Source organism: Pseudomonas sp. PB103 (assembly GCF_009764635.1).
GTDB lineage: Bacteria > Pseudomonadota > Gammaproteobacteria > Pseudomonadales > Pseudomonadaceae > Aquipseudomonas.
Window position 1 is genome coordinate 42833 of sequence record NZ_RWIL01000023.1, and the last position, 25192, is coordinate 68024.

The window sequence follows — 25192 nt, forward strand, 5'->3', positions numbered from 1 at the left end:
TACCTAATGTAGGAGTGAGCCTGCTCGCGATAGCGGTGTATCAGACGACATCAATGTTGAATGGCCGACCGCTATCGCGAGCAGGCTCGCTCCTACAGGGGATCGCGTATTGGGCCGGGAGCCTAGCAGACGGTCGGTCTCGGTGACAGCTTGCGTGATTGAAAAGGTCTGGTAGAATCCGCGGCCTAATTACGTGCGGTATTCAACAATAGTGTTGAGTGGCGGCACGCTAGCCTGAGGAATACACCATGAAAGCCGATATCCATCCAGCGTACGAAACCATCGAAGTAACTTGCAGCTGCGGCAACAAGTTCGAAACTCGTTCGAACCTGTGCAAGCCACTGGGTACTGACGTATGCAACGAGTGCCACCCGTTCTACACCGGTAAGCAGAAGACTCTGGATACTGGCGGTCGTGTACAGCGCTTCGCAGACCGTTTTGGCGCTTTCGGCAAGAAAGCTCCTGCTGCTGCAGAGTAAGGTTGAAGGGCCCATTGGGCTTTTCCTTGCTGTTGAAAAAGGCGTCCCTTGCGGGCGCCTTTTTTGTGTCTGCGATTTGGCTTTCAGACGCGCAAGCTTTCTGTCCGGTGCCTTCCGGGCTGACCAGTGTCGCCGTGCAGCGCGTGGTCGACGGCGACACCTTGCGCCTGAGCGACGGGCGCAGCGTGCGGATGATCGGCCTCAACACGCCCGAGCTGGGCAAGCAGGGTCGCAGTGATGAGCCGTTCGCAGTGTCGTCGCGTCAACGCCTGCAAGCCCTGATCGACGCCAGTGGCGGACGTGTCGGTATGCGCCTTGGCAAGCAGGGCAAAGACCATTACGGGCGTACGCTTGCGCATATTTACAGTGTCAGTGGCGTCAATCTCGAAGCGCAAATGCTCGCCGATGGCCTGGGTTTCCAGGTCGCGGTGGCACCGAATGTCGATCTTGTCGCCTGTCAGCAAGCCGCCGAACGCAGCGCTCGGCAGGCGGGCCGAGGCCTCTGGCGGCAAACACCTGTACTGAAAGCGCAGCAGATCCAGCGCTCGGGCTTCGCCGTGGTCAGTGGGCGTGTGAGCAAGGTTCAGCGCAATCGCGGGGGAATCTGGATCGAGTTGCAGGGATCGCTTGTATTGCGCGTTGCACCCAATCTGGTCGGACAATTCGACAATGCCCGCCTGCAAGCGCTGAAGGGCAAGCAGATCGAGGCGCGCGGCTGGATTGTCGATCGATCACGGCGCGGCGGCTTGAAACAGGGACAGCCGCGTTGGCTGCTTCCGCTGACAGATTCGTCGATGTTGCAAAGCACTCGCTGAAATAAAATTGTAGACATTTTTTCTGTCGATTGTGAACAGTCCAGCCCTTGTGCGCCGTGGCTCTTGGCCCAAAGTCGTAGGGCAGGGCGCTTGACAGGGGTGACCGCTCAGTCTTGTGGGGACTTTGCGAGGCGCGTATCCTCGCTGACCAGTCTGTCCAACAGTAAAAAGCGGAATGCCAAAATGTCTGATCTGAAAACTGCCGCTCTCGAATATCATGCCAATCCTCGTCCAGGGAAGCTGAGTGTCGAGCTCACCAAGGCCACTGCTACCGCTCGCGACTTGTCGCTGGCCTACAGCCCCGGCGTAGCTGAACCAGTACGCGAGATCGCTCGCGATCCTGAACTGGCCTACAAATACACCGGCAAGGGCAACCTGGTTGCAGTCATTTCCGATGGCACCGCGATTCTCGGCCTGGGTAACCTCGGCCCGTTGGCGTCCAAGCCAGTGATGGAAGGTAAAGGCGTGCTGTTCAAGCGCTTCGCCGGCATCGACGTGTTCGACATCGAAGTCGACTCGGAAAGCCCGCAAGCCTTCATCGACACCGTAAAACGCATCTCCATCACCTTCGGTGGCATCAACCTGGAAGACATCAAGGCGCCTGAGTGCTTTGAGATCGAGCGCGCTCTGATCGAGCAGTGCGACATTCCGGTATTCCACGATGACCAGCACGGCACCGCGATCGTGACCGCTGCGGGCATGATCAACGCCCTGGAAATCGCCGGCAAAACTCTGGCTGATGCCAAGATCGTTTGCCTGGGTGCCGGCGCTGCCGCCATCTCCTGCATGAAACTGCTGGTGAGCATGGGCGCTCGCATCGAAAACATCTTCATGGTTGACCGTACCGGCGTGATCCACTCCGGCCGTGACGACCTGAACCAGTACAAAGCGGTATTCGCCCACGCCACCGAGAAGCGCAGCCTGGCTGACGCTCTGCAAGGCGCTGACGTGTTCGTTGGCCTGTCCGGCCCGAACCTGCTGAGCGCTGAAGGCCTGCTGTCGATGGCGGCCAACCCGATCGTGTTCGCGTGCTCGAACCCGGATCCGGAAATCTCCCCGGAACTGGCGCACGCTACCCGTAGCGACGTGATCATGGCCACCGGCCGTTCGGACTACCCGAACCAGGTCAACAACGTACTGGGCTTCCCGTTCATCTTCCGTGGTGCCCTGGACGTTCGCGCCAAGCGCATCAACGAAGAAATGAAAGTGGCTGCCGCCAACGCCCTGCGTGAACTGGCCAAACTGCCAGTGCCACAAGACGTGTGCGACGCCTACGGCGGTGCTCCGCTGGAATTCGGCCGTGAGTACATCATTCCGAAGCCAATGGACAAGCGCCTGATCACCCTGATCTCCGACGCTGTGGCCAAAGCTGCGATCGAGACCGGTGTGGCGACCCTGCCGTATCCGAAGAACTACCCGCTGAAAAGCGTGGATGACGTGTTCAACGGCTAAGCCGTTGTAGCGCTTCAACCCAAAGCCCCGGCTCGTGAGAGTCGGGGCTTTTTTGTTTTCGGGAGTTCTCAGGATCGCATTTCATATCCACAAGGGCCCTCACCCTAACCCTCTCCCACGGGGAGAGGGGACTGAATGGGGGATGCTTGAGCGTTACGCCGACCTGAACGTATCGTGTTGAATCCATAGGCGCTGATGCACTTTCAGGTCGGTGTATCTCGTGAATTTTCCACGGTCAGTCCCCTCTCCCTCTGGGAGAGGGCTAGGGTGAGGGGCTCTTGATCTTCAGGCAATAAAAAGCCCCGCACTTCTCACGAAGGCGGGGCTTTTTAATACCGCTGGATCAGAACAAATCGATTGGTGCCTGCTCATCCGCCGGCAGCGGGCTGCCCGGCGCCGTGCCATTGCCCAGCTCATTCACCGACGGCGGCGTATCTTCAGCCTTGAACAGCTCGAAGTACGCGCCTGGCGTGCTCGGCGTCGCCGCACGGCCGCTCACCGGGTCTACGCGCAGGCTCAGCAAGCCTTCCGGCTCAGGCTGAACGTGCGGTGGCTTGTCCTTCAGCGCCGCCGACATGTAGTTCATCCAGATCGGCAGCGCCACGGTGCCACCGAACTCACGACGACCGAGGCTTTCCGGCTGGTCGAACCCGGTCCAGACCGTGGTCACGTAATCGGCGTTGTAGCCGGAGAACCACGCATCCTTCGATTCGTTGGTGGTACCGGTTTTACCGGCGATGTCGCTACGGCCCATGGCCAATGCGCGGCGACCGGTGCCGAGCTTGATCACGTCCTGCAACATGCTGTTGAGGATGTAGGTGGTGCGGCCATCGACAACCCGTTCAGCCACGGCGGGCGTTTGCGGTGCCGCCGCCGTGCCCGGCGCTTCGCCTGGAATGGCGTTGACCGAAATCGAGTCGGTGTGTGGTGCGGCAATGCCGTCGGTCGCTGCAGCACCCTGCGGTACGGTCGGCGGGTTGGCGACGAACAGCGTATCGCCGTTACGGCTTTCAACCTTGTCGATGATGTACGGGGTGATCTTGTAGCCGCCGTTGGCGAAGGTGCTCCAGCCGGTAGCAATCTCCATCGGCGTCAGCGTCGCGGTGCCGAGTGCCAGCGACAGGTTTGGCGGCAGATCCTGTTTGTTGAAGCCGAAGCGAGTGATGTAGTCGATGGTCTTGCTCACGCCCATCGCTTGCAACAGGCGGATCGACACCAGGTTGCGCGACTTGTACAAACCTTCGCGCAAACGAATCGGGCCAAGGAAGGTGTTGGTGTCGTTCTTCGGACGCCAGACCTTGTCCAAGTACTCGTCGACAAACACGATCGGCGCGTCGTTGACCAAGGTCGCCGCGGTGTAGCCGTTATCCAGTGCGGCGCTGTAGACGAACGGCTTGAAGCTCGAACCCGGCTGACGCTTGGCCTGCATGGCGCGGTTGTAGTTGCTCTGCTCGAAGGCAAAACCGCCGACCAGCGAGCGGATCGCGCCGTTCTGCGGATCCAGCGACACCAGTGCGCCTTGCGCCTGCGGGATCTGGCTGAATTTCAGCGAATTGTCTTTCTGGCGCTGCACGCGAACCAGGTCGCCTACCGCCGCGACATCCGACGGCTGGCGCGGAGCGGCGCCCATGCTGTTGGTGTTGAGGAATGGGCGCGCCCATTTCATGGTGTCCCATGCCACATGCTCTTCGCCAGTACGGGTCAGCACTTGCAGGCCGTTCTTGTCGACCTGAGTAACGATGGCCGGCTCCAGGCTGCTGATGGTGCGTTGCTTGGTCAGCTCGCTGGCCCAGGCTTCGCGGGTCTTGCCCGGCAGGCGCGACTCGGGGCCACGGTAGCCGTGACGCTGGTCGTAGGTCATCAAGCCTTCGTGCAGCGCGGTGTTGGCCATTTCCTGCAGGTTGCTCGGCACCGTGGTGGTGACGCGGAAACCTTCGGTGTAAGCGTCGCTGCCATAACGGCCGACCATTTCGGCACGGGCCATTTCGGCGATGTACGGTGCGTTCACTTCCGGGGTTGGCACGTGATAGCTGGCGTTCAGCGGCTCGTTGATCGCGGCAGTGTAATCCGCCTCGGTGATCTTGCCGAGCTTGTACATGCGCCCGAGGATCCAGTCGCGGCGTTCTTTACTGCGCGCCGGGTTGGCCAGCGGGTTGAAGCGCGACGGGGCTTTCGGCAGGCCGGCGATCATCGCCATCTGCGCCAGGCTGACGTCACGGATCGACTTGCCGTAATACACCTGCGCCGCCGCCTCGATGCCGTAGGCACGGTTGCCCAGGTAGATCTTGTTGACGTACAGCTCAAGGATCTCGTCCTTGGTCAGCTGCCGTTCGATCTGCAGGGCCAACAGAATTTCGGTGGTTTTGCGCGAGAAACTGCGTTCGCTGGTCAGGAAGAAGTTCTTCGCCACCTGCATGGTGATGGTGCTGCCGCCGGACTGAATGTGCCCGCTCTTGACCAATTGGGTCGCGGCGCGCATCAGGCTGCTCGGATCGACACCATAGTGGTTGGCGAAATTGTCGTCTTCAGCACTTAGTAACGCATTAATGAAATTGGGGGGAATGTCGGCGAAACGGATCGGCGTACGGCGCATTTCGCCAAATTCTGCGATCAACTTGTTGTCGCTGCTGTAGACCCGCAACGGAATCTGCAACTGAATGCTTCTCAGGGCCTCCACAGACGGCAAACCCGGACTAAGGTAAAGATAGGCGCCGCTGAGACCTAAAAGCAGTCCGCAGAAAACGGCGACGATGGACCAACCGAAAAATTTCAGCAGACGAATCAAGGCGTTTGGACATCCAGGCAAAGAATGAATTTGGCGACGGGGTTCCGGTTACACACAGAACGGCCCGCGCAGGCAGTAAAAAGCGGAAAAAAACGCTGGGCATTATAAGCACTTTTCCGTCGGAGGCGTCATTGGCGCTTCTGTCAAGACGGGGTGAAGGAACGCAATGCGTATTACAGAGTCCGTAACTCACGGAAAGTCATAGGGAATTGGTAGTGCTGGGACTCTTCAATAAAAAGACCAATACGTTACTGGGGATCGACATCAGCTCCACGTCGGTGAAGCTGCTGGAACTGAGCCGTCAGGGTGATCGCTACCGGGTCGAGGCGTACGCGGTGGAGCCATTGCCGGCGAATGCCGTGGTCGAGAAAAACATCGCCGAGCTTGAAGGCGTGGGCCAGGCCCTGAGTCGCGTGCTGGTCAAGGCTCGCACCGGGCTTAAAAGCGTGGCGGTGGCGGTGGCTGGTTCTGCGGTGATCACCAAGATCATCGAAATGGACGCCGGGCTGTCCGAGGACGAGCTGGAGAACCAGCTGAAGATCGAAGCCGACCAATACATTCCCTATCCACTGGACGAAGTCGCCATCGATTTCGAAGTCCAGGGCGTGTCACCGCGCAACCCCGAACGGGTCAACGTGTTGCTGGCCGCCTGTCGCAAGGAAAACGTTGAAGTCCGTGAGGCGGCACTCGCCTTGGCCGGGCTGACGGCGCGTGTGGTCGACGTCGAGGCCTACGCGCTGGAGCGTTCATTCGGCCTGCTGGCGACGCAACTGGCTGCTTCGCAGGAGCGCCTGACCGTCGCCGTGGTCGACATCGGCGCGACCATGACCACCCTCAGCGTCCTGCACAACGGCAAGATCATCTATACCCGCGAACAGTTGTTCGGCGGCCGCCAGCTGACCGAAGAAATCCAGCGTCGTTACGGCCTGACAGTTGAACAGGCTGGGCTGGCGAAGAAGCAGGGCGGTTTGCCCGACGATTACATCAGAGAAGTCTTGCAGCCGTTTCGCGAGGCTTTGGTGCAGCAGGTGTCGCGCTCGCTGCAATTCTTCTTCGCTTCCGGCCAGTACAACGCGGTCGATCACATTCTGCTGGCCGGTGGCACGGCGTCGGTGCCGGGGCTGGACCGGCTGATCGAGCAGCGCCTGAATACGCCGACCCAGGTCGCCAACCCGTTTTCCGACATGGCCCTGAGCAGCAAGGTCAACGCCGGGGCCCTGGCGAGCGACGCGCCGGCCCTGATGATTGCCTGCGGGCTCGCGCTCAGGAGTTTCGACTGATGGCGCGGATCAACCTTTTACCCTGGCGCGAAGAGCGCCGAGAGGAGCGGCGCAAACGCTTCCTGCTGACGCTGATCGGGGTGGTGGTCGGCTCGGTGGGAGCGGTGTTGATTGCCGATCAGATCATCAGTGCCGCCATTGAGCGACAAATGGCGCGCAACGACTACATCAGCAAGCAGATCGCCGTGGTCGACGAACGGATCAAACAGATCAGCGAGCTCAAGGCGCGCCGCCAGCAACTGGTCGAACGCATGCGCATCATCCAGGACCTGCAGGGCAACCGGCAGATCAGCGGGCGGATTTTTGATCAACTGGCGCGCACGTTGCCGGACGGGGTGTATTTCACCGACGTGAAAATGGCCGGCAAAACCCTGTCGATCAGCGGCGCTGCCGAATCGAACAATCGCGTTTCCGAGCTGATGCGCAATCTTGATGCCTCCGACTGGTTTGACGCGCCGAGCCTGAACGAAGTGAAAGCGACCTCGGCCGACCAGGTCGAGCAGGCCAACGTGTTTCAATTGACCGTTCGTCAGACCCAGCCGAAGACTGCGGAGGACGAGCCATGAAGCCGTCCGAATGGCTGGAGAGTCTGCGCAACATCGACTTCAACGATCTGGATACCAGCAATATCGGTTCCTGGCCGGCCGCAGTGAAGGCCATGGCCGGCGCGCTGTTGATGGTGCTGGTGTTGGCGCTTGGCTATAACTTTTTCATCAGCGACATGGAGAACCAGCTCGAGGCCAAGCGAGAAGAGGAGGCCACGCTCAAGGAGCAGTTCGCCAGCAAGGCGCATCTGTCGGCCAATCTGGAGCTGTACACCCAGCAAATGAAGGAGATGGAAAATTCGTTCGGCGTGTTGTTGCGGCAATTGCCCAGTGACACCGAAGTACCGGGGTTGCTCGAAGACATCACCCGCACCGGTTTGGGCAGCGGGCTGGAATTCGAAGAAATCAAATTGCTGCCGGAGGTCACCCAGCAGTTTTACATCGAGCTACCGATTCAGATCACCGTCACCGGCGCCTATCACGACCTCGCCACCTTCGTCAGTGGTGTGGCCGGGCTGCCGCGCATCGTCACCCTGCATGATTTCGAGCTGGCGCCGGCCAACCCCGAGGGCGGGCCGAAGCTGCGCATGAGCATCCTCGCCAAGACGTACCGCTACAACGACAAGGGGCTGGCGAAATGACCCCGATGCGTTATCTGGCCTTGTCGATGGTTTTGCTGGTGCTGCATGGCTGTGGCGGTGGCGATGACTTCAGCGACCTCGACGCCTACATGAATGAAGTGCGCCTGCGCCCGGCCGGCAAGATTGAACCTACGCCGACATTCCGGTCTTACCCCACATTCACTTACAGCGCCGCCAACCTGCGCAGCCCGTTTTCGCGGCAGGTGCGCGTCGATCTGGCCGGGCAGCGGCATGGCTCGCGCAACGTCAAACCCGACCCCAACCGGGTCAAGCAATACCTCGAAGGTTTCAACATCGAGCAGTTCGAGATGGTCGGCACGATCTCCAATGTTTCCGGCTCCTTTGCGCTATTGCGCGGAGCGGGCGGGGTGCATCGGCTGAAAGTCGGCGATTACCTGGGACGCAATGACGGCCGCATCGTCGCCATCAGCGCCACTCAGGTCGAAGTCGTCGAAATCGTCCCCGACGGCGAAGGCGCCTGGCTGGAGCGTCCGCGCACCATTCCTTTGAAAGAGCACTCATAGTGGAAGTCGAACAATGAACAGGATTTTCTCCACCCTCGGTTTTTCGCTATGGATAGCGCTGATGTCGCCGATGGTACTCGCGGCCAATCTGAAGACGCTCGACGTGGCGGCGTTGCCGGGGGATCGCGTCGAGTTGAAGCTGTCGTTCGACGGCCCGCCGCCACCGCCCAAGGGCTACACCACCGAATCGCCGGCGCGGATCGCCCTCGATTTGCCGGGTGTCGCCAGCCAGTTGGCGAGCAAGAATCTTGATCTGGGCAGCGGCAACGCGCGCACCGCCACGGTGGTTGAAGCCAAGGACCGCACGCGGCTGATCGTCAGCCTCACGCAGCTCGCGCCTTACACCACGCGGGTCGAAGGCAATAATTTGTTCGTGGTGGTGGGGCAAGGCGCGCCGGTTGCGGCACCGCGCCCGGCTACCGTTGCACCGCGCGCGGCGCCAGCGGCGCCGGTCAAGGCGTCCGTAGCGAAAGCACGCGCCATTCGCGGCGTGGATTTCCAGCGCGGCACGGCGGGCGAAGGCAATGTCGTCATCGATCTGGCCGACCCGACCATCGCCCCGGACATCCAGGAACATGACGGCAAAATCATCCTCAGCTTCGCCCGCACGCAGTTGCCGGAAAAATTGCGCGTGCGTCTCGACGTCAAGGATTTCGCCACCCCGGTGCAATTCGTCAATGCCGGCGTGAGTGGTGATCGCACGGTAATTACCGTTGAGCCCAGTGGCACGTACGAGTACTCGACCTTCCAGACGGATAACAAGCTGACCGTCAGCGTGCGGCCGATGACCGTCGACGATCTGCAAAAGCGCAATGCCGATCGCAACAGCTATGTCGGCGAAAAGCTGTCGCTGAACTTCCAGGACATCGACGTGCGCTCGGTGGTGCAACTGATCGCCGACTTCACCAATCTCAATCTGGTCGCCAGCGACACGGTGCAGGGCGGCATCACCTTGCGCCTGCAAAACGTGCCGTGGGATCAGGCGCTGGATCTGGTGCTGAAAACCAAGGGACTGGATAAACGCAAGATCGGCAATGTGCTGCTGGTAGCGCCGGCCGATGAAATCGCCGCCCGCGAACGCCAGGAACTTGAATCGCAGAAACAGATCGCCGAACTGGCGCCGTTGCGCCGCGAACTGTTGCAAGTGAATTACGCCAAGGCCGCGGACATTGCCAAGCTGTTCCAGTCGGTCACCAGTGCCGAAGCGAAAATCGATGAACGTGGCTCGATCACCGTCGATGAGCGGACCAACAACATCATTGCCTATCAGACCCAGGACCGACTCGATGAGCTGCGGCGGATCGTGGCGCAACTGGATATTCCGGTGCGGCAGGTGATGATCGAGGCGCGCATCGTCGAGGCCAACGTCGATTACGACAAGAGCCTGGGCGTGCGCTGGGGCGGTTCGATCCAGAACAAGGGCAACTGGAACACCTCCGGGGTCAGCAACGGTTCATCGACAACCATCGGCACGCCGGGCAGCACCAGTACCAACTCACCGTTCGTCGACATGGGTACGGTCGGCAATACCTCGGGAATCGGTATCGCCTTCATCACCGACAACGTGTTGCTCGATCTTGAACTGACGGCGATGGAAAAAACCGGTAACGGCGAAATTGTCTCGCAGCCGAAAGTGGTCACTTCCGACAAGGAAACCGCGAAAATCCTCAAGGGCACCGAGATTCCTTATCAGGAAGCCAGTTCCAGCGGCGCCACGTCGGTGTCGTTCAAGGAGGCCTCGCTGTCGCTGGAAGTCACCCCGCAGATCACCCCCGACAACCGCATTATCATGGAGGTCAAGGTCACCAAGGATGAACCGGACTACTTGAACAAAGTGCAGGATGTACCGCCGATCAAGAAAAACGAGGTCAACGCCAAGGTGCTGGTCAATGACGGCGAAACCATCGTGATTGGCGGCGTTTTCTCAAATACTCAAAGCAAGGTCGTAGATAAGGTGCCATTTCTTGGCGATGTGCCGTATCTTGGCCGCCTTTTCCGGCGTGATGTGGTTTCGGAGAAAAAATCCGAGCTGCTGGTATTTCTCACACCACGTATCATGAATAACCAGGCGATTGCTGTGAGTCGTTGATTCTGTGCGAAATTTGATTCTTGTAGGACCGATGGGCGCTGGCAAAAGCACCATCGGCCGGTTGCTGGCCAAAGAGCTGCGCCTGCCGTTCAAAGATTCCGACAAGGAAATTGAACTGCGCACGGGCGCCAATATCCCGTGGATCTTCGACAAGGAAGGCGAGCCCGGCTTTCGTGACCGTGAGCAGGCGATGATCGCCGAGCTGTGCGCGTTCGATGGCGTGGTGTTGGCGACCGGCGGTGGTGCCGTCATGCGCGATGCCAATCGCAAGGCCCTGTATGAGGGTGGGCGCGTGGTGTATCTGCACGCCTCCGTCGAACAGCAGGTCGGCCGCACGTCGCGCGACCGCAACCGGCCGTTGCTGCGCACCGCCAATCCTGAAAAAACCCTGCGTGATTTGCTGGCGATCCGTGATCCGCTTTATCGGGAAATCGCCGATCTGGTGGTGGAAACCGACGAACGGCCGCCACGCATGGTGGTGCTCGACATTCTCGATCGTCTGGCGCAACTGCCGCCCCGTTAAAGCATCGCTCGAAATGCGCTATCCTCGGCGTCCTGTCACAGCCCGTCGAGGTTGTGGCGGATGGCGTGCGAGCGGCGTCATACCCGCTATAGGCCGCAGATAACCAATAATTCAGGGCAGGACGCCTGCTTCCATCTTCACTGTGGGGACACATGCAGACACTCAAGGTCGATCTAGGCGAGCGCAGCTACCCGATTCATATTGGCGAAGGTTTGTTGGATCAGCCTGAACTGCTGGCGCCGCATATCCACGGGCGGCAGGTGGCAATCATCTCCAACGAGACCGTTGCGCCGCTCTATCTTGAGCGTCTGACCCGCAGTCTTGCGCAGTTCTCGGTGATCTCGGTGGTGTTGCCGGACGGCGAAGCCTTCAAGAACTGGGAAACCCTGCAACTGATCTTCGACGGCCTGCTGACCGCTCGTCATGACCGCCGCACCACCGTGATCGCCCTCGGCGGCGGTGTGATCGGCGACATGGCTGGTTTTGCCGCCGCCTGCTACCAGCGCGGCGTCGACTTCATCCAGATTCCAACGACATTGCTGTCCCAGGTCGATTCGTCGGTGGGTGGCAAGACCGGCATCAATCATCCGCTGGGCAAGAATATGGTCGGCGCGTTCTATCAGCCGAACGTCGTGCTGATCGATACCGCGTCCCTGAAAACCCTGCCTGAGCGCGAACTCTCCGCCGGTCTGGCAGAAGTCATCAAATACGGCCTGATCTGCGATGAGCCGTTCCTGACCTGGCTCGAAGACAACGTCGACGCCCTGCGTGCGCTGGATCAGAAAGCCCTGACTTATGCCATCGAACGTTCCTGCGCGGCCAAGGCTGCGGTGGTTGGCGCCGATGAGAAGGAAACCGGGGTACGCGCCACGCTGAATCTTGGCCACACCTTCGGCCACGCCATCGAGACCCACATGGGCTATGGTGTCTGGCTGCATGGCGAGGCGGTCGCGGCCGGTACCGTGATGGCGCTGGAAATGTCCGCGCGCCTGGGCTGGATCAGTGATGAGGAGCGCGATCGCGGCATCCGTCTGTTCCAGCGCGCCGGTCTGCCGGTGGTGCCGCCGGAAGAGATGAGCGAAGCCGATTTTCTCGAACACATGGCAATCGACAAAAAAGTGATCGACGGTCGTCTGCGCCTGGTGCTGCTGCGCCGGATGGGCGAAGCGGTAGTGACCGCCGATTATCCGAAAGAGGTTCTACAGGCCACGCTGGGAGCGGATTACCGCGCCCTGGCTCAGCTTAAAGGTTAATAAGATTCCGATGACTAGTTTGCATGCCGACGAGGCGTTCCTCGGCCATTTCCAGTTAAGTCACGACCCCTTCGCGCCACGCGTGCCGGGCTTCAAATTCTTCCCGGCCCAGCGCAAACCGGTGCTGGGGCAGCTGCATCATCTGGCGCGTTACAGCCAGTTGCTGCTGGTGGTCACTGGCCCGCAGGGCAGCGGCAAGACCTTGCTGCGTCAAGCGCTGGTCGCCAGCACCAACAAGCAGTCTGTGCAGAGCGTGGTGGTTTCCGCCCGTGGTGCCGGCGATGCTGCTGGCGTGCTGCGCCAAGTGGCTCAGGCGTTGAACGTGGCCCAGGCCGAGGTCGGTGCGATTCTGGATCAGGTGGTGCAACTCGCGCTGACCGGCCAGGAAGTCTATCTGCTGGTGGATGACGCCGAGCAGCTCGACGAATCCGCCCTTGAGGCGCTGATGGCGCTGGGTGCCGGTGCACCGGAAGGTCGACCGCACGTATTCCTGTTCGGTGAGTCGTCGCTGATCGCTCAGCTCGAGGCTTTGCACCTCGAAGAGGAGCGCTTCCACGTCATCGAATTGCAGCCGTACACCGAAGAAGAGACCCGCGAATATCTCGACCAACGGCTCGAAGGTGCAGGCCGGGGTGTCGAACTTTTCACCGCGGATCAGATCTCTGATATTCACGAAAGTGCCGAGGGTTGGCCGGGCAACATCAACCAGGTCGCTCGCGATGCTCTGATCGAAGTCATGATTGCCAGCCGCTCTGCGGTCAAGCGTCCAAGTATGGGGTTCAACATGCCGAAGAAACACGTATTGGCGATTTCCGCCGTCGTTGTGGTCGCGGTCGCCGCCGCCTGGTTGATGCCGGGTCGCAACAAGGCGCCAACCACCGGCGCGCCGGCCAATGAACAGGCACAGTTGCCATTGGGCCAAGGTGCCAATGGCGCCGCGCCGAACGTCGAGTTCGCCGGCAATACGCAACCGATGCCGTTGCCGCTGGTCGGTAACTCGCAACCGGTCATGCGCGGCCCGCTGGCTGAAGCGGCTGGCGGTATCACTGAAGGCGACGACGGTGTGCCTCTGGAAGGCTCCAGCGCGACACCGCCTACCGTGACCACGTCGGCGCCTCCAGTCGGCGTTCCAGCCGGTCCTGCACCGACACCGGTTCCAGTTCCGGCGGCCAAACCAACTCCAGCGCCAACTCAGGTTGCCACTGCCAAGCCTGCTCCGGCAGCGCCAGCGGCAAAACCGGCTCCTGCGCCAGCCAAGCCAGTCGCCGCTGCGAAACCGGCCGAGAAGCCGGTGACCGTCGCCAAAGCCGCCGGTGGCAGCTGGTACGCCGGTCAGCCAACCGGTAACTACGTGGTGCAGATCCTCGGCACCAGTTCCGAAGCGGCCGCGCAAAACTTCGTCAAGGAGCAGGGCGGCGAGTACCGTTATTTCAAGAAAGTCCTCAACGGCAAGCCGCTCTACGTGATCACCTACGGCAACTTCGCCAATCGTGATGCAGCCGTTTCTGCCATCAAGGCCTTGCCAGCGAAGGTTCAGGCTGGTAAACCTTGGCCTCGCACTGTCGCCAGCGTCCAACAGGAACTGGCAACAACTCGCTGAAGATTCGGCGGCCTTACCCAGGCCGCCTCTCCAAGCACCTCAAAATTTCTACGAGTGCGCGCCGCCTTCACAGGCCGCGTGCCTTGTGGTGTCTGCGTCATAGTAGTCTTTGAGTCGTTGCAGTCAGAATTAAAAAAGTTTTGACTAGCACAGCAGATCGCTTTAAACCTTTCACAAATGCGACATGAATTTGCGACATTTCGTCGTCAAATTTGTGAGCCTCTGTGTCGCTGTGTACAATGACCACCCTTTTGCCCCCGCTAAGCCGGCGTACGTTCGGCGCGGAATGCAAGTGGTTGAATTGAAAAGAAATTTGCCTCGAAAAGAGGCAGCCTGGTGAGAAAGTGTCTATGAAAGCAGGTCTGTACCAACCAGATGAATTCAAGGATAACTGCGGTTTCGGCCTGATAGCCCATATGCAGGGCGAACCCAGTCATACCCTTTTGACAACGGCCATCGAGGCCCTGACCTGCATGACCCACCGCGGTGGGATTAATGCCGACGGCAAGACCGGTGACGGTTGCGGTCTGCTGATTCAGAAGCCTGATGTGTTCCTGCGCGCGATTGCCCAGGAAACCTTCAGCGTCGAGTTGCCCAAGCAATATGCGGTGGGCATGGTTTTCTTCAACCAGGACCCGGTCAAGGCCGAAGCCGCTCGCGAGAACATGAACCGCGAGATCCTCGCTGAAGGCCTGCAGTTGATCGGCTGGCGCAAAGTGCCGATCGACACCAGCGTCCTCGGCCGCCTGGCCCTTGAGCGCCTGCCACAAATCGAGCAGGTGTACATCGGCGGCGAAGGCCTGAGCGATCAGGACATGGCCGTGAAGCTATTCAGTGCGCGTCGTCGTTCGTCGGTGGCCAACGCCGTCGACTCCGACCACTACATCTGCAGCTTTTCGCACAAGACCATCATCTATAAAGGCCTGATGATGCCGGCCGATCTGGCCGCGTTCTATCCAGACCTGAGTGACGAGCGCCTGCAAACCGCGATCTGCGTGTTCCACCAGCGCTTCTCCACCAACACCCTGCCGAAATGGCCGCTGGCGCAGCCATTCCGCTTCCTCGCCCACAACGGCGAGATCAACACCATCACCGGTAACCGTAACTGGGCGCAGGCCCGTCGGACCAAGTTCACCAACGATCTGATGGATCTGGAAGAGCTCGGCCCGCTGGTCAACCGTGTCGGTTCCGACTCTTCCAGCATGGACAACATGCTCGAGCTGATGGTCACCGGTGGCATCGACCTGTTCCGTGGCGTGCGGATGATCATTCCGCCAGCGTGGCAGAACGTCGAAACCATGGACCCGGATCTGCGTGCGTTCTACGAGTACAACTCGATGCACATGGAACCGTGGGACGGCCCGGCTGGTGTTGTGATGACCGACGGTCGTTACGCGGTGTGCCTGCTCGACCGTAACGGTCTGCGCCCGGCACGCTGGGTCACTACCACCAATGGTTTCATCACTGTCGCTTCGGAAATCGGCGTCTGGAATTACCAGCCTGAAGACGTGATCGCCAAGGGCCGTGTCGGCCCGGGTCAGATCCTCGCCGTGGACACCGAAACCGGGCAGATCCTCGACACCGACGCGATCGACAACCGTCTGAAGTCCCGTCATCCGTACAAGCAATGGCTGCGCAAGAATGCCCTGCGCATTCAGGCGACAATGGAAGACAACGACCACGGCTCGGCGTTCTACGACGTCGATCAGCTCAAGCAATACATGAAGATGTATCAGGTCACGTTCGAAGAGCGCGATCAGGTACTGCGTCCGCTCGGCGAACAAGGCTACGAAGCCGTTGGCTCGATGGGCGACGACACGCCGATGGCCGTGCTCTCGCAGCGCGTGCGCACGCCGTACGACTATTTCCGTCAGCAGTTCGCGCAGGTTACCAACCCGCCGATCGACCCGCTGCGTGAAGCGATCGTGATGTCGCTGGAAATCTGCCTCGGTGCCGAGCGCAACATTTTCCAGGAGTCGCCGGAACACGCCTCGCGCGTGATCCTCAGCTCGCCAGTGATCTCGCCGGCCAAGTGGCGCTCGTTGATGAACCTCGACCGTCCGGGTTTCGAACGGGCGATCATCGACCTCAACTACGACGAAAGCCTCGGCCTCGAAGCGGCAATCCGCAACGTTGCCGATCAGGCTGAAGAAGCCGTGCGCGCCGGTCGTACCCAGATCGTCCTGAGCGACCGCCATATCGCCCCGGGCAAGCTGCCGATCCACGCTTCGCTGGCGACCGGTGCGGTGCACCACCGCCTGACCGAAAAAGGCCTGCGTTGCGATTCCAACATCCTCGTTGAAACCGCGACCGCCCGTGACCCGCATCACTTTGCGGTGCTGATCGGTTTCGGCGCCTCGGCGGTCTATCCGTTCCTCGCGTACGAAGTGCTGGGCGACCTGATCCGTACCGGTGAAGTGCTGGGCGACCTCTATGAGGTGTTCAAGAACTACCGCAAAGGCATCACCAAAGGTCTGCTGAAGATCCTCTCGAAGATGGGCATTTCGACCATCGCTTCGTACCGTGGTGCGCAGCTGTTCGAAGCCATCGGCCTGTCCGAAGAAGTTTGCGACCTGAGCTTCCGTGGCGTGCCGAGCCGCATCAAGGGTGCGCGTTTCGTCGACATCGAAGCCGAGCAGAAAGCACTCGCCACCGAAGCCTGGAGTCCGCGCAAGCCGATCCAGCAGGGCGGTCTGCTGAAGTTCGTCCACGGTGGCGAATATCACGCCTACAACCCGGACGTGGTCAACACCCTTCAAGCCGCCGTGCAGCAGGGCGACTACGCCAAGTTCAAGGAATACACCTCGCTGGTGGACAACCGTCCGGTGTCGATGATCCGCGACCTGTTCAAGGTCAAGACCCTCGACACGCCGCTGGACATCAGTGAAATCGAGCCGCTGGAATCGGTGCTCAAGCGCTTCGACTCCGCCGGTATCTCGCTGGGCGCCTTGTCGCCGGAAGCTCACGAAGCCCTGGCCGAAGCCATGAACCGCCTCGGTGCGCGTTCCAACTCCGGCGAAGGTGGTGAAGATCCAGCACGTTACGGCACCATCAAGAGCTCGAAAATCAAGCAGGTTGCGACTGGCCGTTTCGGTGTAACCCCGGAGTATCTGGTCAACGCCGAAGTGCTGCAGATCAAGGTCGCGCAAGGCGCCAAGCCGGGCGAGGGCGGGCAACTGCCGGGCGGTAAAGTGAACGGTTTGATCGCCAAGCTGCGTTACGCAGTGCCGGGCGTAACCCTGATTTCGCCACCGCCGCACCACGACATCTATTCGATCGAAGACTTGTCGCAGCTGATTTTCGACCTGAAACAGGTCAACCCGAAAGCACTGGTTTCGGTGAAGCTGGTGGCTGAAGCAGGCGTCGGCACCATCGCCGCCGGTGTGGCCAAGGCTTATGCGGACTTGATCACTATCTCCGGCTACGACGGAGGCACCGGTGCTTCGCCGCTGACCTCGATCAAATACGCTGGCGCACCGTGGGAACTCGGCCTCGCCGAAACCCACCAGACCCTGCGTGGCAACGACCTGCGCGGCAAAGTCCGGGTGCAGACCGACGGTGGCCTGAAAACCGGCCTCGACGTGATCAAGGCAGCCATTCTCGGCGCTGAAAGCTTCGGCTTCGGTACTGCGCCGATGATCGCGCTGGGCTGCAAATACCTGCGTATCTGCCACCTGAACAACTGCGCCACCGGCGTCGCGACGCAGAACGAGAAGCTGCGCAAGGATCACTACATCGGTACCGTCGACATGGTGGTGAACTTCTTCACCTACGTCGCCGAAGAAACCCGTGAGTGGCTGGCCAAGCTCGGCGTGCGCTCCCTCGAAGAGCTGATCGGTCGTACCGATCTGCTGGAAATCCTCGAAGGGCAGACCGCCAAACAAAACCATCTGGATCTGACGCCGCTGTTGGGCAGCGATCACATCCCGGCGGACAAGCCGCAGTTCTGCGGCGTTGAGCGCAACCCGCCGTTCGACAAAGGCCTGCTGGCCGAGAAAATGCTCGAGATGGCCTCGTCGGCGATCAACGACATGAGCGGCGCCGAGTTCGATCTGGATATCTGCAACTGCGACCGTTCGATCGGCGCGCGGATCTCCGGCGAAATCGCCCGCAAGCACGGCAACCAGGGCATGGCGAAAGCGCCGATCACCTTCCGTTTCAAAGGCACTGCCGGTCAGAGCTTCGGCGTGTGGAACGCCGGCGGTCTGAACCTGTACCTGGAAGGCGACGCCAACGACTACGTCGGCAAAGGCATGACCGGTGGCAAGCTGACCATCGTGCCGCCGAAGGGCAGCGTTTATAAGACTCAGGAAAGCGCCATCATCGGCAACACCTGCCTGTACGGCGCCACCGGCGGCAAGCTGTTCGCCGCCGGCACCGCAGGCGAGCGTTTCGCCGTGCGTAACTCCGGTGCCCACACGGTTGTGGAAGGCACTGGCGATCACTGCTGTGAGTACATGACCGGTGGTTTTGTCTGCGTTCTGGGCAAGACCGGTTACAACTTCGGCTCTGGCATGACCGGTGGTTTCGCCTACGTGCTCGATCAGGACAACACCTTCGTTGACCGGGTCAACCACGAACTGGTGGAAATCCAGCGGATCAGCGGCGAGGCGATGGAAGCCTATCGCAGCCACCTGCAAAACGTGCTGAACGAGTACGTCGCGGAAACCGACAGCGAGTGGGGTCGTGAACTCGCCGAAAACCTCGATGACTATCTGCGCCGTTTCTGGCTGGTCAAACCGAAGGCGGCGAGTTTGAAATCTCTGCTCTCCAGTACTCGTGCGAGTCCGCAATAACGGCGCAGCTGCAAGCCACTGGCTTCGAGCGGCAAGCTGGAGCCAGTGCGCGCTGTAACGGACTAATGTGATTTTCTTGCAGCTTGAAGCTTGTAGCTTGGAGCTGTCGTGTAAGAGGTTTTGAAGATGGCCGAACGTCTCAGTAACGACTTTCAATTCATCGATGTCGGGCGCAAAGATCCGAAGAAGAAACTGTTGCGTCAACGCAAGAAAGAGTTCGTCGAAATCTACGAACCGTTCAAACCCCAGCAGTCGGCCGATCAGGCCCACCGCTGCCTGGGTTGCGGCAACCCGTATTGCGAATGGAAGTGCCCGGTGCACAACTTCATTCCCAACTGGCTGAAGCTGGTGGCCGAGGGCAACATCCTCCAGGCCGCCGAGCTGTCGCACCAGACCAACACCCTGCCGGAAGTCTGCGGCAGGGTTTGTCCGCAGGATCGTCTGTGCGAGGGTGCCTGCACCCTTAACGACGGCTTCGGCGCGGTGACCATCGGTTCGGTCGAGAAGTACATCACCGACACCGCGTTCGCCATGGGCTGGCGCCCGGACATGTCCAAGGTCAAGCCGACCGGCAAACGTGTCGCGATCATCGGTGCAGGCCCGGCGGGTCTGGGTTGTGCCGACGTGCTGGTACGTGGCGGCGTGACCCCGGTGGTGTTCGACAAGAACCCGGAAATCGGTGGTCTGCTGACCTTCGGCATCCCCGAGTTCAAGCTGGAAAAGACCGTGCTGAGCAATCGTCGCGAAGTCTTCACCGGCATGGGCATCGAGTTCCGTTTGAATACCGAAGTCGGCAAAGACGTGACCATGGAACAACTGCTCGCCGAATACGATGCGGTGTTCATGGGCATGGGCACTTACACCTACATGAAGGGCGGCTTTGCCGGTGAGGATCTGCCGGGCGTTTATGACGCACTGGACTTCCTGATTGCCAACGTCAATCGCAACCTGGGCTTTGAAAAGTCGCCTGAAGATTTCGTCGACATGAAAGGCAAGAAGGTTGTGGTACTCGGCGGCGGCGACACCGCGATGGACTGCAACCGCACGTCGATCCGTCAGGGCGCCAAATCGGTGACCTGCGCTTATCGTCGTGACGAAGCGAACATGCCCGGCTCGCGCAAAGAGGTGAAGAACGCCAAGGAAGAAGGCGTGAAGTTCCTCTACAACCGCCAGCCGATCGCCATCGTCGGTGAAGACAAGGTCGAAGGCGTCAAAGTGGTCGAGACCCGTCTTGGCGAGCCGGACGCCCGTGGCCGTCGCAGCCCCGAGCCGATCCCGGGTTCCGAAGAGATCATCCCGGCCGACGCCGTGGTTATCGCCTTCGGTTTCCGCCCGAGCCCGGCGCCGTGGTTCGAACAGTTCGAGATCCAGACCGACAGCCAGGGCCGCGTCGTTGCGCCTGAGCAGGGTCAGTACAAGCACCAGACCAGCAACCCGAAAATCTTTGCCGGTGGCGACATGGTGCGCGGTTCCGACCTGGTGGTAACGGCAATCTTCGAAGGCCGCAACGCCGCCGAAGGGATCCTTGATTACCTGGGCGTCTAAACCCGTCTAGCTGACTGCAATGCAATACCTGTGGGAGCTGGCTTGCCAGCGATGCAGACACCTCGGTTTGTCAGGCAAACCGAGGTGATGCTATCGCTGGCAAGCCAGCTCCCACAGTTGTTTGTGGTGTTGCGAAGATCTGTATTTATAACGATAAATTGACCCGATAGACAAAAGGCTGACCTGCATCCGTGCCTTTTGCGTCGCGCTCTGAGAAAATGCCCGCACTTTTTTTCCGGATGCCGACATGACTGCCCTGAAGAACGACCGTTTCCTCCGCGCCCTGCTCAAGCAACCCGTTGACGTCACCCCGGTGTGGATGATGCGCCAGGCCGGCCGCTACCTGCCGGAATACCGCGCCAGCCGCGCCCAGGCCGGTGATTTCATGAGCCTGTGCATGAATCCGGAATTCGCCTGCGAAGTCACCATGCAACCGCTAGACCGCTATCCACAACTGGACGCGGCGATCCTGTTTTCCGACATCCTCACCATCCCCGATGCCATGGGCCAGGGCCTGTACTTCGAGACCGGTGAAGGTCCACGCTTCAGGAAAGTCGTCAGCACCCTCGCTGACATCGAAGCGTTGCCAATTCCTGATCCACACAAAGACCTCGGCTATGTGATGGACGCGGTCAGCACCATCCGCCGCGAGCTCAACGGGCGTGTGCCGTTGATCGGTTTCTCCGGCAGCCCGTGGACCCTGGCGACCTACATGGTCGAAGGCGGCTCGTCGAAAGACTTCCGCAAGACCAAAGCGATGCTCTACGACAACCCGCAAGCCATGCACCTGTTGCTGGATAAACTGGCGCAGTCGGTGACCTCGTACCTCAACGGCCAGATCATGGCCGGCGCGCAAGCGGTGCAGATTTTCGACACCTGGGGCGGCAACCTGTCGGCGGCGGCGTATCAGGAGTTTTCGCTGGCCTACATGAAGAAAATCGTCAGCGGCCTGATCCGCGAAAACGACGGTCGCAAAGTGCCGGTGATCCTCTTCACCAAAAACGGCGGCCTGTGGCTGGAAAGCATTGCTGACGCTGGCGCCGATGCACTGGGTCTGGACTGGACCTGCGACATCGGCAACGCCCGCGCCCGCGTTGGCGACAAGGTTGCCCTGCAAGGCAACATGGACCCGACCGTGCTCTACGCCAAACCGGAAGCGATCCGCACTGAAGTCGGGCGTATTCTGGCCAGCTACGGCAAGGGCAGCGGTCACGTATTCAACCTTGGCCATGGCATCACGCCTGAGGTTGATCCGGAACATGCCGGTGCGTTTTTGCGCGCAGTACATGAGTTGTCGGCGCAGTATCACGAGTGATCGCCACACAGCTCTAAATAACAGAAAACAAAACGCCCGGCTTATGCCGGGCGTTTTTTCAAGATCAAAAGATCGCAGCCTTCGGCAGCTCCTACATGGGATTAATGTAGGAGCTGCCGAAGGCTGCGATCTTTTGCTTTCAGGCTTTGACACCACCGAGTGGCGGCAACTTCGCCAGTTTCAACGCCACCAGCAGCGCGATCAGCAACAACGAACCGATAAACAGGCCAATCCCGTTCCACCCGCCCATATGCCAGAACACCCCACCCGCCGTGCCGGCGATGCTAGACCCTGCGTAATAGCTGAATAGGTATAACGACGACGCCTGTCCCTTGGCCTTGGTCGCGCGCCGACCGATCCAGCTGCTCGCCACCGAGTGCGCGCCAAAGAAGCCAAAGGTGAAAATCAGCATGCCGACAATCACCAGCAACAGCGGCGTAAACATCGTCAGCGCGAGGCCGGCGAACATCAGCGCAATGGTCGCCCACAACACTTTGCGTCGCCCCAGCTTGTCCGCCAGCGACCCAATTTTCGCCGAGCTGTAGATCCCCGACAGATACACCACCGACAGCAAGCCTACGAACACCTGATCAAGGTTGTACGGCGCCGCCAGCAAGCGATAACCGATGTAGTTGAACAACGTGACGAACGCGCCCATCAGCACGAACGCTTCTAGAAACAGCAGCGGCAGACCGGCATCGCGAAAGTGCATGGTGAAACCATCAAGCAAGCTGCGCGGATGCAGCGAACGCGAGCGGAAGTTGCGTGATTCCGGAAGGATCTTCCAGAACACCGCTGCGGCAATCATCGCCAGACCGCCAATCACCAGCATCGCCGTGTGCCAGCTGACAAAGTCGATCAGCACGCCGGTGATCAAGCGCCCGCTCATCCCGCCAATCGCGTTGCCGCCGATGTACAAACCCATCGCCAGGCCAATGTGCTGAGGATGAATCTCCTCACTCAGATAAGTCATTGCCACCGCCGCCAGCCCGCTCAACGACAGCCCGATCAGCGCGCGCATGATCAGCACGCCGTGCCAGCTCGGCATCATCGCGCTGGCCATGGTGCACAGCGCCGCCGCGAACAACGCGGCAACCATCACCGGTTTGCGCCCGACCCGATCGGAAATCGGCCCGGTGATCAGCAGGCCGATGGCGAGCATGCCGGTGGCCACCGAGAGGATCAGGCTGCTCTGTGCGGCATTGATCCCATATTCGTGCGACAGCAACGGCATCATCGGCTGCACGCAATACAACAGCGCGAACGTCGCGAAGCCGCCGCTGAACAGCGCCAGCACCGTGCGCATGAACATCGGCGTGCCTTTTTCGATGTAGATCTCTTGCAGTTCGGCGACGACATCGTCCACCGCAGCAGGCGGGACTTCATGGGCTAGGGGCGCAACAGCAGTTTTCACTTCAGACCTCGGAGGGCACGGCCGGGCAGGCAATGAAAAAATCATATAGCTGGCTAATGTTTCTATCCAATATATTGTTCGACCTGTTTGAGAGCTTTTACGACCTAATGGGGTTTCCATGGAATTGCGACATCTGCGCTACTTCATCGCCGTCGCCGAAGAACTGCATTTCGGCCGTGCCGCTCAGGTGCTGGGCATCTCCCAGCCGCCACTGAGCCAGCAGATTCAGGCGCTGGAGCAAGAGGTCGGCGCGCGATTGTTCGAGCGGACCAATCGTCGGGTCGAGTTGAGCGAGGCTGGCCGATTGTTTCTCGAAGAGGCGCGATTGGTGCTGGCCCAGGTCGATAAAGCAGCGGACGTCGCCCGACGTGCGCAACTCGGTGAACTGGGCGAGTTGAAGATTGGCTTCACCTCTTCGGCACCGTTCAATTCGACCATTCCGCAGGCAATTTTTGCCTTTCGCCAACGCTTTCCAGCGGTGCACCTGAACCTGCGCGAGATGAGTAGCACGATGGTCGCCGATGCCTTGGTCGATCAGTCGATCGAGGTGGGGATCATGCGCCCGCTGGGATTGCCGGATTCGTTGAGCGTGGTCGAGTTGATGCGTGAGCCGCTGGTCGCGGTGCTCAGTTCCAAGCATCCGCTGGCGCAGGGCTCGGAAGAGGGATTGTTTCTGGCGGCGCTGGCCCACGAACCATTCGTGTTTTTCCCACGCAGTTACGGCAGCGGTCTGTACGCGCAATTGCTCAGCTTGGCCCGCGACGCCGGGTTCAGTCCGCATTTCGCGCAAGAGGCCGGCGAAGCGATGACCATTATCGGCCTGGTGGCAGCGGGGTTGGGCGTGTCGGTGATGCCGGCGTCGTATCAGCGGATGCGCATCGATGGCGTGGTCTATCGGCCATTGCTCGATCCAGAAGCGGTGACGGCGGTGTGGCTGGTGCAGCGCAAGGACCAGAAGTCGCCGATGGCCAAGGCCTTTGTCGAGCTGCTCACGCGCAAGGTCGAGTCCGCCTAAAAGATCGCAGCCCTGTAGGAGCTGCCGCAGGCTGCGATCTTTTGATCTTGGCCATTACGGCAACCGCACCAAATCCCCCTTCAACGCCACCCGCGTGACAAAAATCCCTGCCCGGCATTCGTACGTATTCAAATCCTTGCGCACATGCTGGTCGTAATAACTGACGAGATTGACCACCGCATTCGCCCCGACCCGTTTGGCGTCCGCCTGCAACTTGATCAGGTTCGACTGCAACACCCACTCGCAGGAATCATGATCGCTCTTGTTGAAACCATTGGTACCCAGATCACTGATCACATCCCGGCGCAGCAACTGCTGAGTCCCCTGCGGCCCATTGCCGGCCAGATAAAACTTCACACTGCCATCCAGCCGCCCGGCCCGCAGCGCGTCCGACACGACGGTTTCGAACGGCATGTACATGAGGTTGGTGGCATGGCTGGCGCCCGGTAACAGAGCGAAAAGCGTGGCGGCGATCAGAGCTTTCACTTGCATGGTCATCTCCTTGACGGTGAAAGAGAAGCGCGGGCAGGCATGGTGCTGATGTGGTTTGAGGGAGTGTAGATGCTGCGTGTTCAGGTTGCAGGTTGAAGTCAGTAGCGAAACTTACATTTTCAGTAACGGAACAGCCTTAGTGAAAACTCCGTTTTTTGCGCAAAATCGGTTCTTTTCAGTGAGCGCAACGGATGCCACTTCGTTACCAGCCCAAGGAGGGCAGTGTGCTGATTTGTGATTTTAGGGGGTATGAAGTCCCTGAGATGGTCAAGATCAGACCCGTAGTTGTCATACGTAAACACAGGACTAACAGCTTGTTGGTAACCGTCGTGCCACTGAGTACTACGGCGCCCGATATCATGCTTGGTCACCACCTTGAACTCGCAAGTCATCTGCAGGGCGCCAGCCCCACATGCTGGGCAAAGTGCGACATGGTGGCGACAGTTAGCCTTTCTCGGCTTGACCGTATAAAAAGCAAGGATCGAGAAGGACGGCGCGTTTACCTGATTTCACATCTTGCAATAGACGAGTTTTCTGCGGTCAAAGCCGCCGTTAGACTCGCGCTTGGGCTGTAATGGCAGCAGGGGTGGCACGGCAAGGCCAAACGCCAGCCGTTGTCCGGCAATCCA

19 protein-coding genes are annotated in these 25192 nt (G+C 60.0%); 16 read left to right on the forward strand and 3 right to left on the reverse strand.

Going from position 1 to position 25192, the window contains the following annotated elements; all coding sequences use genetic code 11:
• The first annotated feature begins 248 nt into the window (after window positions 1–248).
• The 3 genes from rpmE to EJA70_RS04360 all read left to right on the forward strand — a co-directional run bounded on the left by rpmE (window position 249) and on the right by EJA70_RS04360 (window position 2746).
• Window positions 249–479 carry a 50S ribosomal protein L31 gene (gene rpmE, locus EJA70_RS04350; RefSeq protein WP_008080648.1) on the forward strand — a complete coding sequence of 77 codons (231 nt, stop codon included), beginning with the start codon at window positions 249–251 and terminating at the stop codon, window positions 477–479.
• A 14-nt stretch (window positions 480–493) separates the two neighbouring features.
• Entirely contained in the window at window positions 494–1294 is an 801-nt protein-coding gene (locus tag EJA70_RS04355; protein WP_158829897.1) for a thermonuclease family protein, read from the forward strand.
• Window positions 1295–1477: 183 nt separating this feature from the next.
• Window positions 1478–2746 carry a malic enzyme-like NAD(P)-binding protein gene (locus tag EJA70_RS04360; RefSeq protein ID WP_053116645.1) on the forward strand — a complete coding sequence of 423 codons (1269 nt, stop codon included), beginning with the start codon at window positions 1478–1480 and terminating at the stop codon, window positions 2744–2746.
• Window positions 2747–3089: 343 nt separating this feature from the next.
• On the opposite strand, the gene EJA70_RS04365 is transcribed toward EJA70_RS04360, so the two are convergent.
• Complete coding sequence (locus EJA70_RS04365; RefSeq protein ID WP_158829899.1) at window positions 3090–5531, reverse strand: penicillin-binding protein 1A; 2442 nt, start codon at window positions 5529–5531, stop codon at window positions 3090–3092.
• 215 nt (window positions 5532–5746) lie between these two features.
• Between EJA70_RS04365 and EJA70_RS04370 the strand changes: the two genes are divergently transcribed.
• From EJA70_RS04370 to hemE, 11 genes are all read left to right on the forward strand, one after another.
• Window positions 5747–6811 carry a pilus assembly protein PilM gene (locus tag EJA70_RS04370; RefSeq protein WP_008077252.1) on the forward strand — a complete coding sequence of 355 codons (1065 nt, stop codon included), beginning with the start codon at window positions 5747–5749 and terminating at the stop codon, window positions 6809–6811.
• Window positions 6811–7377 (forward strand): PilN domain-containing protein, encoded by a 567-nt coding sequence (locus EJA70_RS04375; protein ID WP_158829901.1) that lies wholly within the window; start codon window positions 6811–6813, stop codon window positions 7375–7377. The genes EJA70_RS04370 and EJA70_RS04375 overlap by 1 nt, the downstream gene beginning before the upstream one ends.
• Window positions 7374–7997 carry a type 4a pilus biogenesis protein PilO gene (pilO, locus tag EJA70_RS04380; RefSeq protein ID WP_008077250.1) on the forward strand — a complete coding sequence of 208 codons (624 nt, stop codon included), beginning with the start codon at window positions 7374–7376 and terminating at the stop codon, window positions 7995–7997. The genes EJA70_RS04375 and pilO overlap by 4 nt, the downstream gene beginning before the upstream one ends.
• Complete coding sequence (locus EJA70_RS04385) at window positions 7994–8521, forward strand: pilus assembly protein PilP (protein ID WP_008077249.1); 528 nt, start codon at window positions 7994–7996, stop codon at window positions 8519–8521. The genes pilO and EJA70_RS04385 overlap by 4 nt, the downstream gene beginning before the upstream one ends.
• 13 nt (window positions 8522–8534) lie before the next feature.
• A complete protein-coding gene (gene pilQ, locus EJA70_RS04390) occupies window positions 8535–10610 on the forward strand; it encodes a type IV pilus secretin PilQ (RefSeq protein WP_158829903.1) in 2076 nt (691 codons plus the stop codon).
• Between the two features lie 4 nt (window positions 10611–10614).
• Window positions 10615–11133, forward strand: a complete 519-nt coding sequence (gene aroK / locus EJA70_RS04395; protein WP_045122915.1) for a shikimate kinase AroK — start codon at window positions 10615–10617, stop codon at window positions 11131–11133.
• Window positions 11134–11285: 152 nt separating this feature from the next.
• Window positions 11286–12386, forward strand: a complete 1101-nt coding sequence (gene aroB / locus EJA70_RS04400) for a 3-dehydroquinate synthase (protein WP_008077246.1) — start codon at window positions 11286–11288, stop codon at window positions 12384–12386.
• A gap of 10 nt (window positions 12387–12396) precedes the next feature.
• The gene (locus tag EJA70_RS04405; protein WP_008077245.1) at window positions 12397–13986 is read left to right on the forward strand and encodes an AAA family ATPase; all 1590 of its coding nucleotides are present in this window, start codon (window positions 12397–12399) and stop codon (window positions 13984–13986) included.
• Window positions 13987–14336: 350 nt separating this feature from the next.
• Window positions 14337–18782 (forward strand): glutamate synthase large subunit, encoded by a 4446-nt coding sequence (gltB, locus tag EJA70_RS04410; protein WP_158829905.1) that lies wholly within the window; start codon window positions 14337–14339, stop codon window positions 18780–18782.
• Between the two features lie 126 nt (window positions 18783–18908).
• Complete coding sequence (locus EJA70_RS04415) at window positions 18909–20327, forward strand: FAD-dependent oxidoreductase (protein WP_039757038.1); 1419 nt, start codon at window positions 18909–18911, stop codon at window positions 20325–20327.
• A 247-nt stretch (window positions 20328–20574) separates the two neighbouring features.
• Window positions 20575–21642, forward strand: coding sequence for a uroporphyrinogen decarboxylase (gene hemE, locus EJA70_RS04420; RefSeq protein WP_158829907.1), 1068 nt, complete (start codon window positions 20575–20577; stop codon window positions 21640–21642).
• A gap of 139 nt (window positions 21643–21781) precedes the next feature.
• On the opposite strand, the gene EJA70_RS04425 is transcribed toward hemE, so the two are convergent.
• Complete coding sequence (locus tag EJA70_RS04425) at window positions 21782–23056, reverse strand: MFS transporter (RefSeq protein WP_158829909.1); 1275 nt, start codon at window positions 23054–23056, stop codon at window positions 21782–21784.
• Window positions 23057–23174: 118 nt separating this feature from the next.
• Between EJA70_RS04425 and EJA70_RS04430 the strand changes: the two genes are divergently transcribed.
• Window positions 23175–24071 carry a LysR family transcriptional regulator gene (locus tag EJA70_RS04430; RefSeq protein WP_158829911.1) on the forward strand — a complete coding sequence of 299 codons (897 nt, stop codon included), beginning with the start codon at window positions 23175–23177 and terminating at the stop codon, window positions 24069–24071.
• A 54-nt stretch (window positions 24072–24125) separates the two neighbouring features.
• Here the strand turns inward: EJA70_RS04430 and EJA70_RS04435 are convergent, their stop codons facing one another.
• Window positions 24126–24563 (reverse strand): excinuclease, encoded by a 438-nt coding sequence (locus EJA70_RS04435; RefSeq protein WP_158829913.1) that lies wholly within the window; start codon window positions 24561–24563, stop codon window positions 24126–24128.
• Between the two features lie 191 nt (window positions 24564–24754).
• Here EJA70_RS04435 and EJA70_RS04440 point away from each other — a divergent pair, with 191 nt between their 5' ends.
• Window positions 24755–25138 (forward strand): type II toxin-antitoxin system PemK/MazF family toxin, encoded by a 384-nt coding sequence (locus EJA70_RS04440; protein ID WP_105706014.1) that lies wholly within the window; start codon window positions 24755–24757, stop codon window positions 25136–25138.
• Window positions 25139–25192 lie beyond the last annotated feature (54 nt).

What these genes read in the sequence shown, in the direction of transcription:
- rpmE (WP_008080648.1), top strand. Translation starts at nt 249, where the DNA reads ATGAAAGCCGATATCCATCCAGCGTACGAAACCATCGAAGTAACTTGC.
- EJA70_RS04360 (WP_053116645.1), top strand. Translation starts at nt 1,478, where the DNA reads ATGTCTGATCTGAAAACTGCCGCTCTCGAATATCATGCCAATCCTCGT.
- EJA70_RS04375 (WP_158829901.1), top strand. Translation starts at nt 6,811, where the DNA reads ATGGCGCGGATCAACCTTTTACCCTGGCGCGAAGAGCGCCGAGAGGAG.
- pilO (WP_008077250.1), top strand. Translation starts at nt 7,374, where the DNA reads ATGAAGCCGTCCGAATGGCTGGAGAGTCTGCGCAACATCGACTTCAAC.
- EJA70_RS04385 (WP_008077249.1), top strand. Translation starts at nt 7,994, where the DNA reads ATGACCCCGATGCGTTATCTGGCCTTGTCGATGGTTTTGCTGGTGCTG.
- pilQ (WP_158829903.1), top strand. Translation starts at nt 8,535, where the DNA reads ATGAACAGGATTTTCTCCACCCTCGGTTTTTCGCTATGGATAGCGCTG.
- aroB (WP_008077246.1), top strand. Translation starts at nt 11,286, where the DNA reads ATGCAGACACTCAAGGTCGATCTAGGCGAGCGCAGCTACCCGATTCAT.
- EJA70_RS04405 (WP_008077245.1), top strand. Translation starts at nt 12,397, where the DNA reads ATGACTAGTTTGCATGCCGACGAGGCGTTCCTCGGCCATTTCCAGTTA.
- gltB (WP_158829905.1), top strand. Translation starts at nt 14,337, where the DNA reads ATGAAAGCAGGTCTGTACCAACCAGATGAATTCAAGGATAACTGCGGT.
- EJA70_RS04415 (WP_039757038.1), top strand. Translation starts at nt 18,909, where the DNA reads ATGGCCGAACGTCTCAGTAACGACTTTCAATTCATCGATGTCGGGCGC.
- hemE (WP_158829907.1), top strand. Translation starts at nt 20,575, where the DNA reads ATGACTGCCCTGAAGAACGACCGTTTCCTCCGCGCCCTGCTCAAGCAA.
- EJA70_RS04430 (WP_158829911.1), top strand. Translation starts at nt 23,175, where the DNA reads ATGGAATTGCGACATCTGCGCTACTTCATCGCCGTCGCCGAAGAACTG.
- EJA70_RS04435 (WP_158829913.1), bottom strand. Translation starts at nt 24,563, where the DNA reads ATGCAAGTGAAAGCTCTGATCGCCGCCACGCTTTTCGCTCTGTTACCG.
- EJA70_RS04440 (WP_105706014.1), top strand. Translation starts at nt 24,755, where the DNA reads ATGCCACTTCGTTACCAGCCCAAGGAGGGCAGTGTGCTGATTTGTGAT.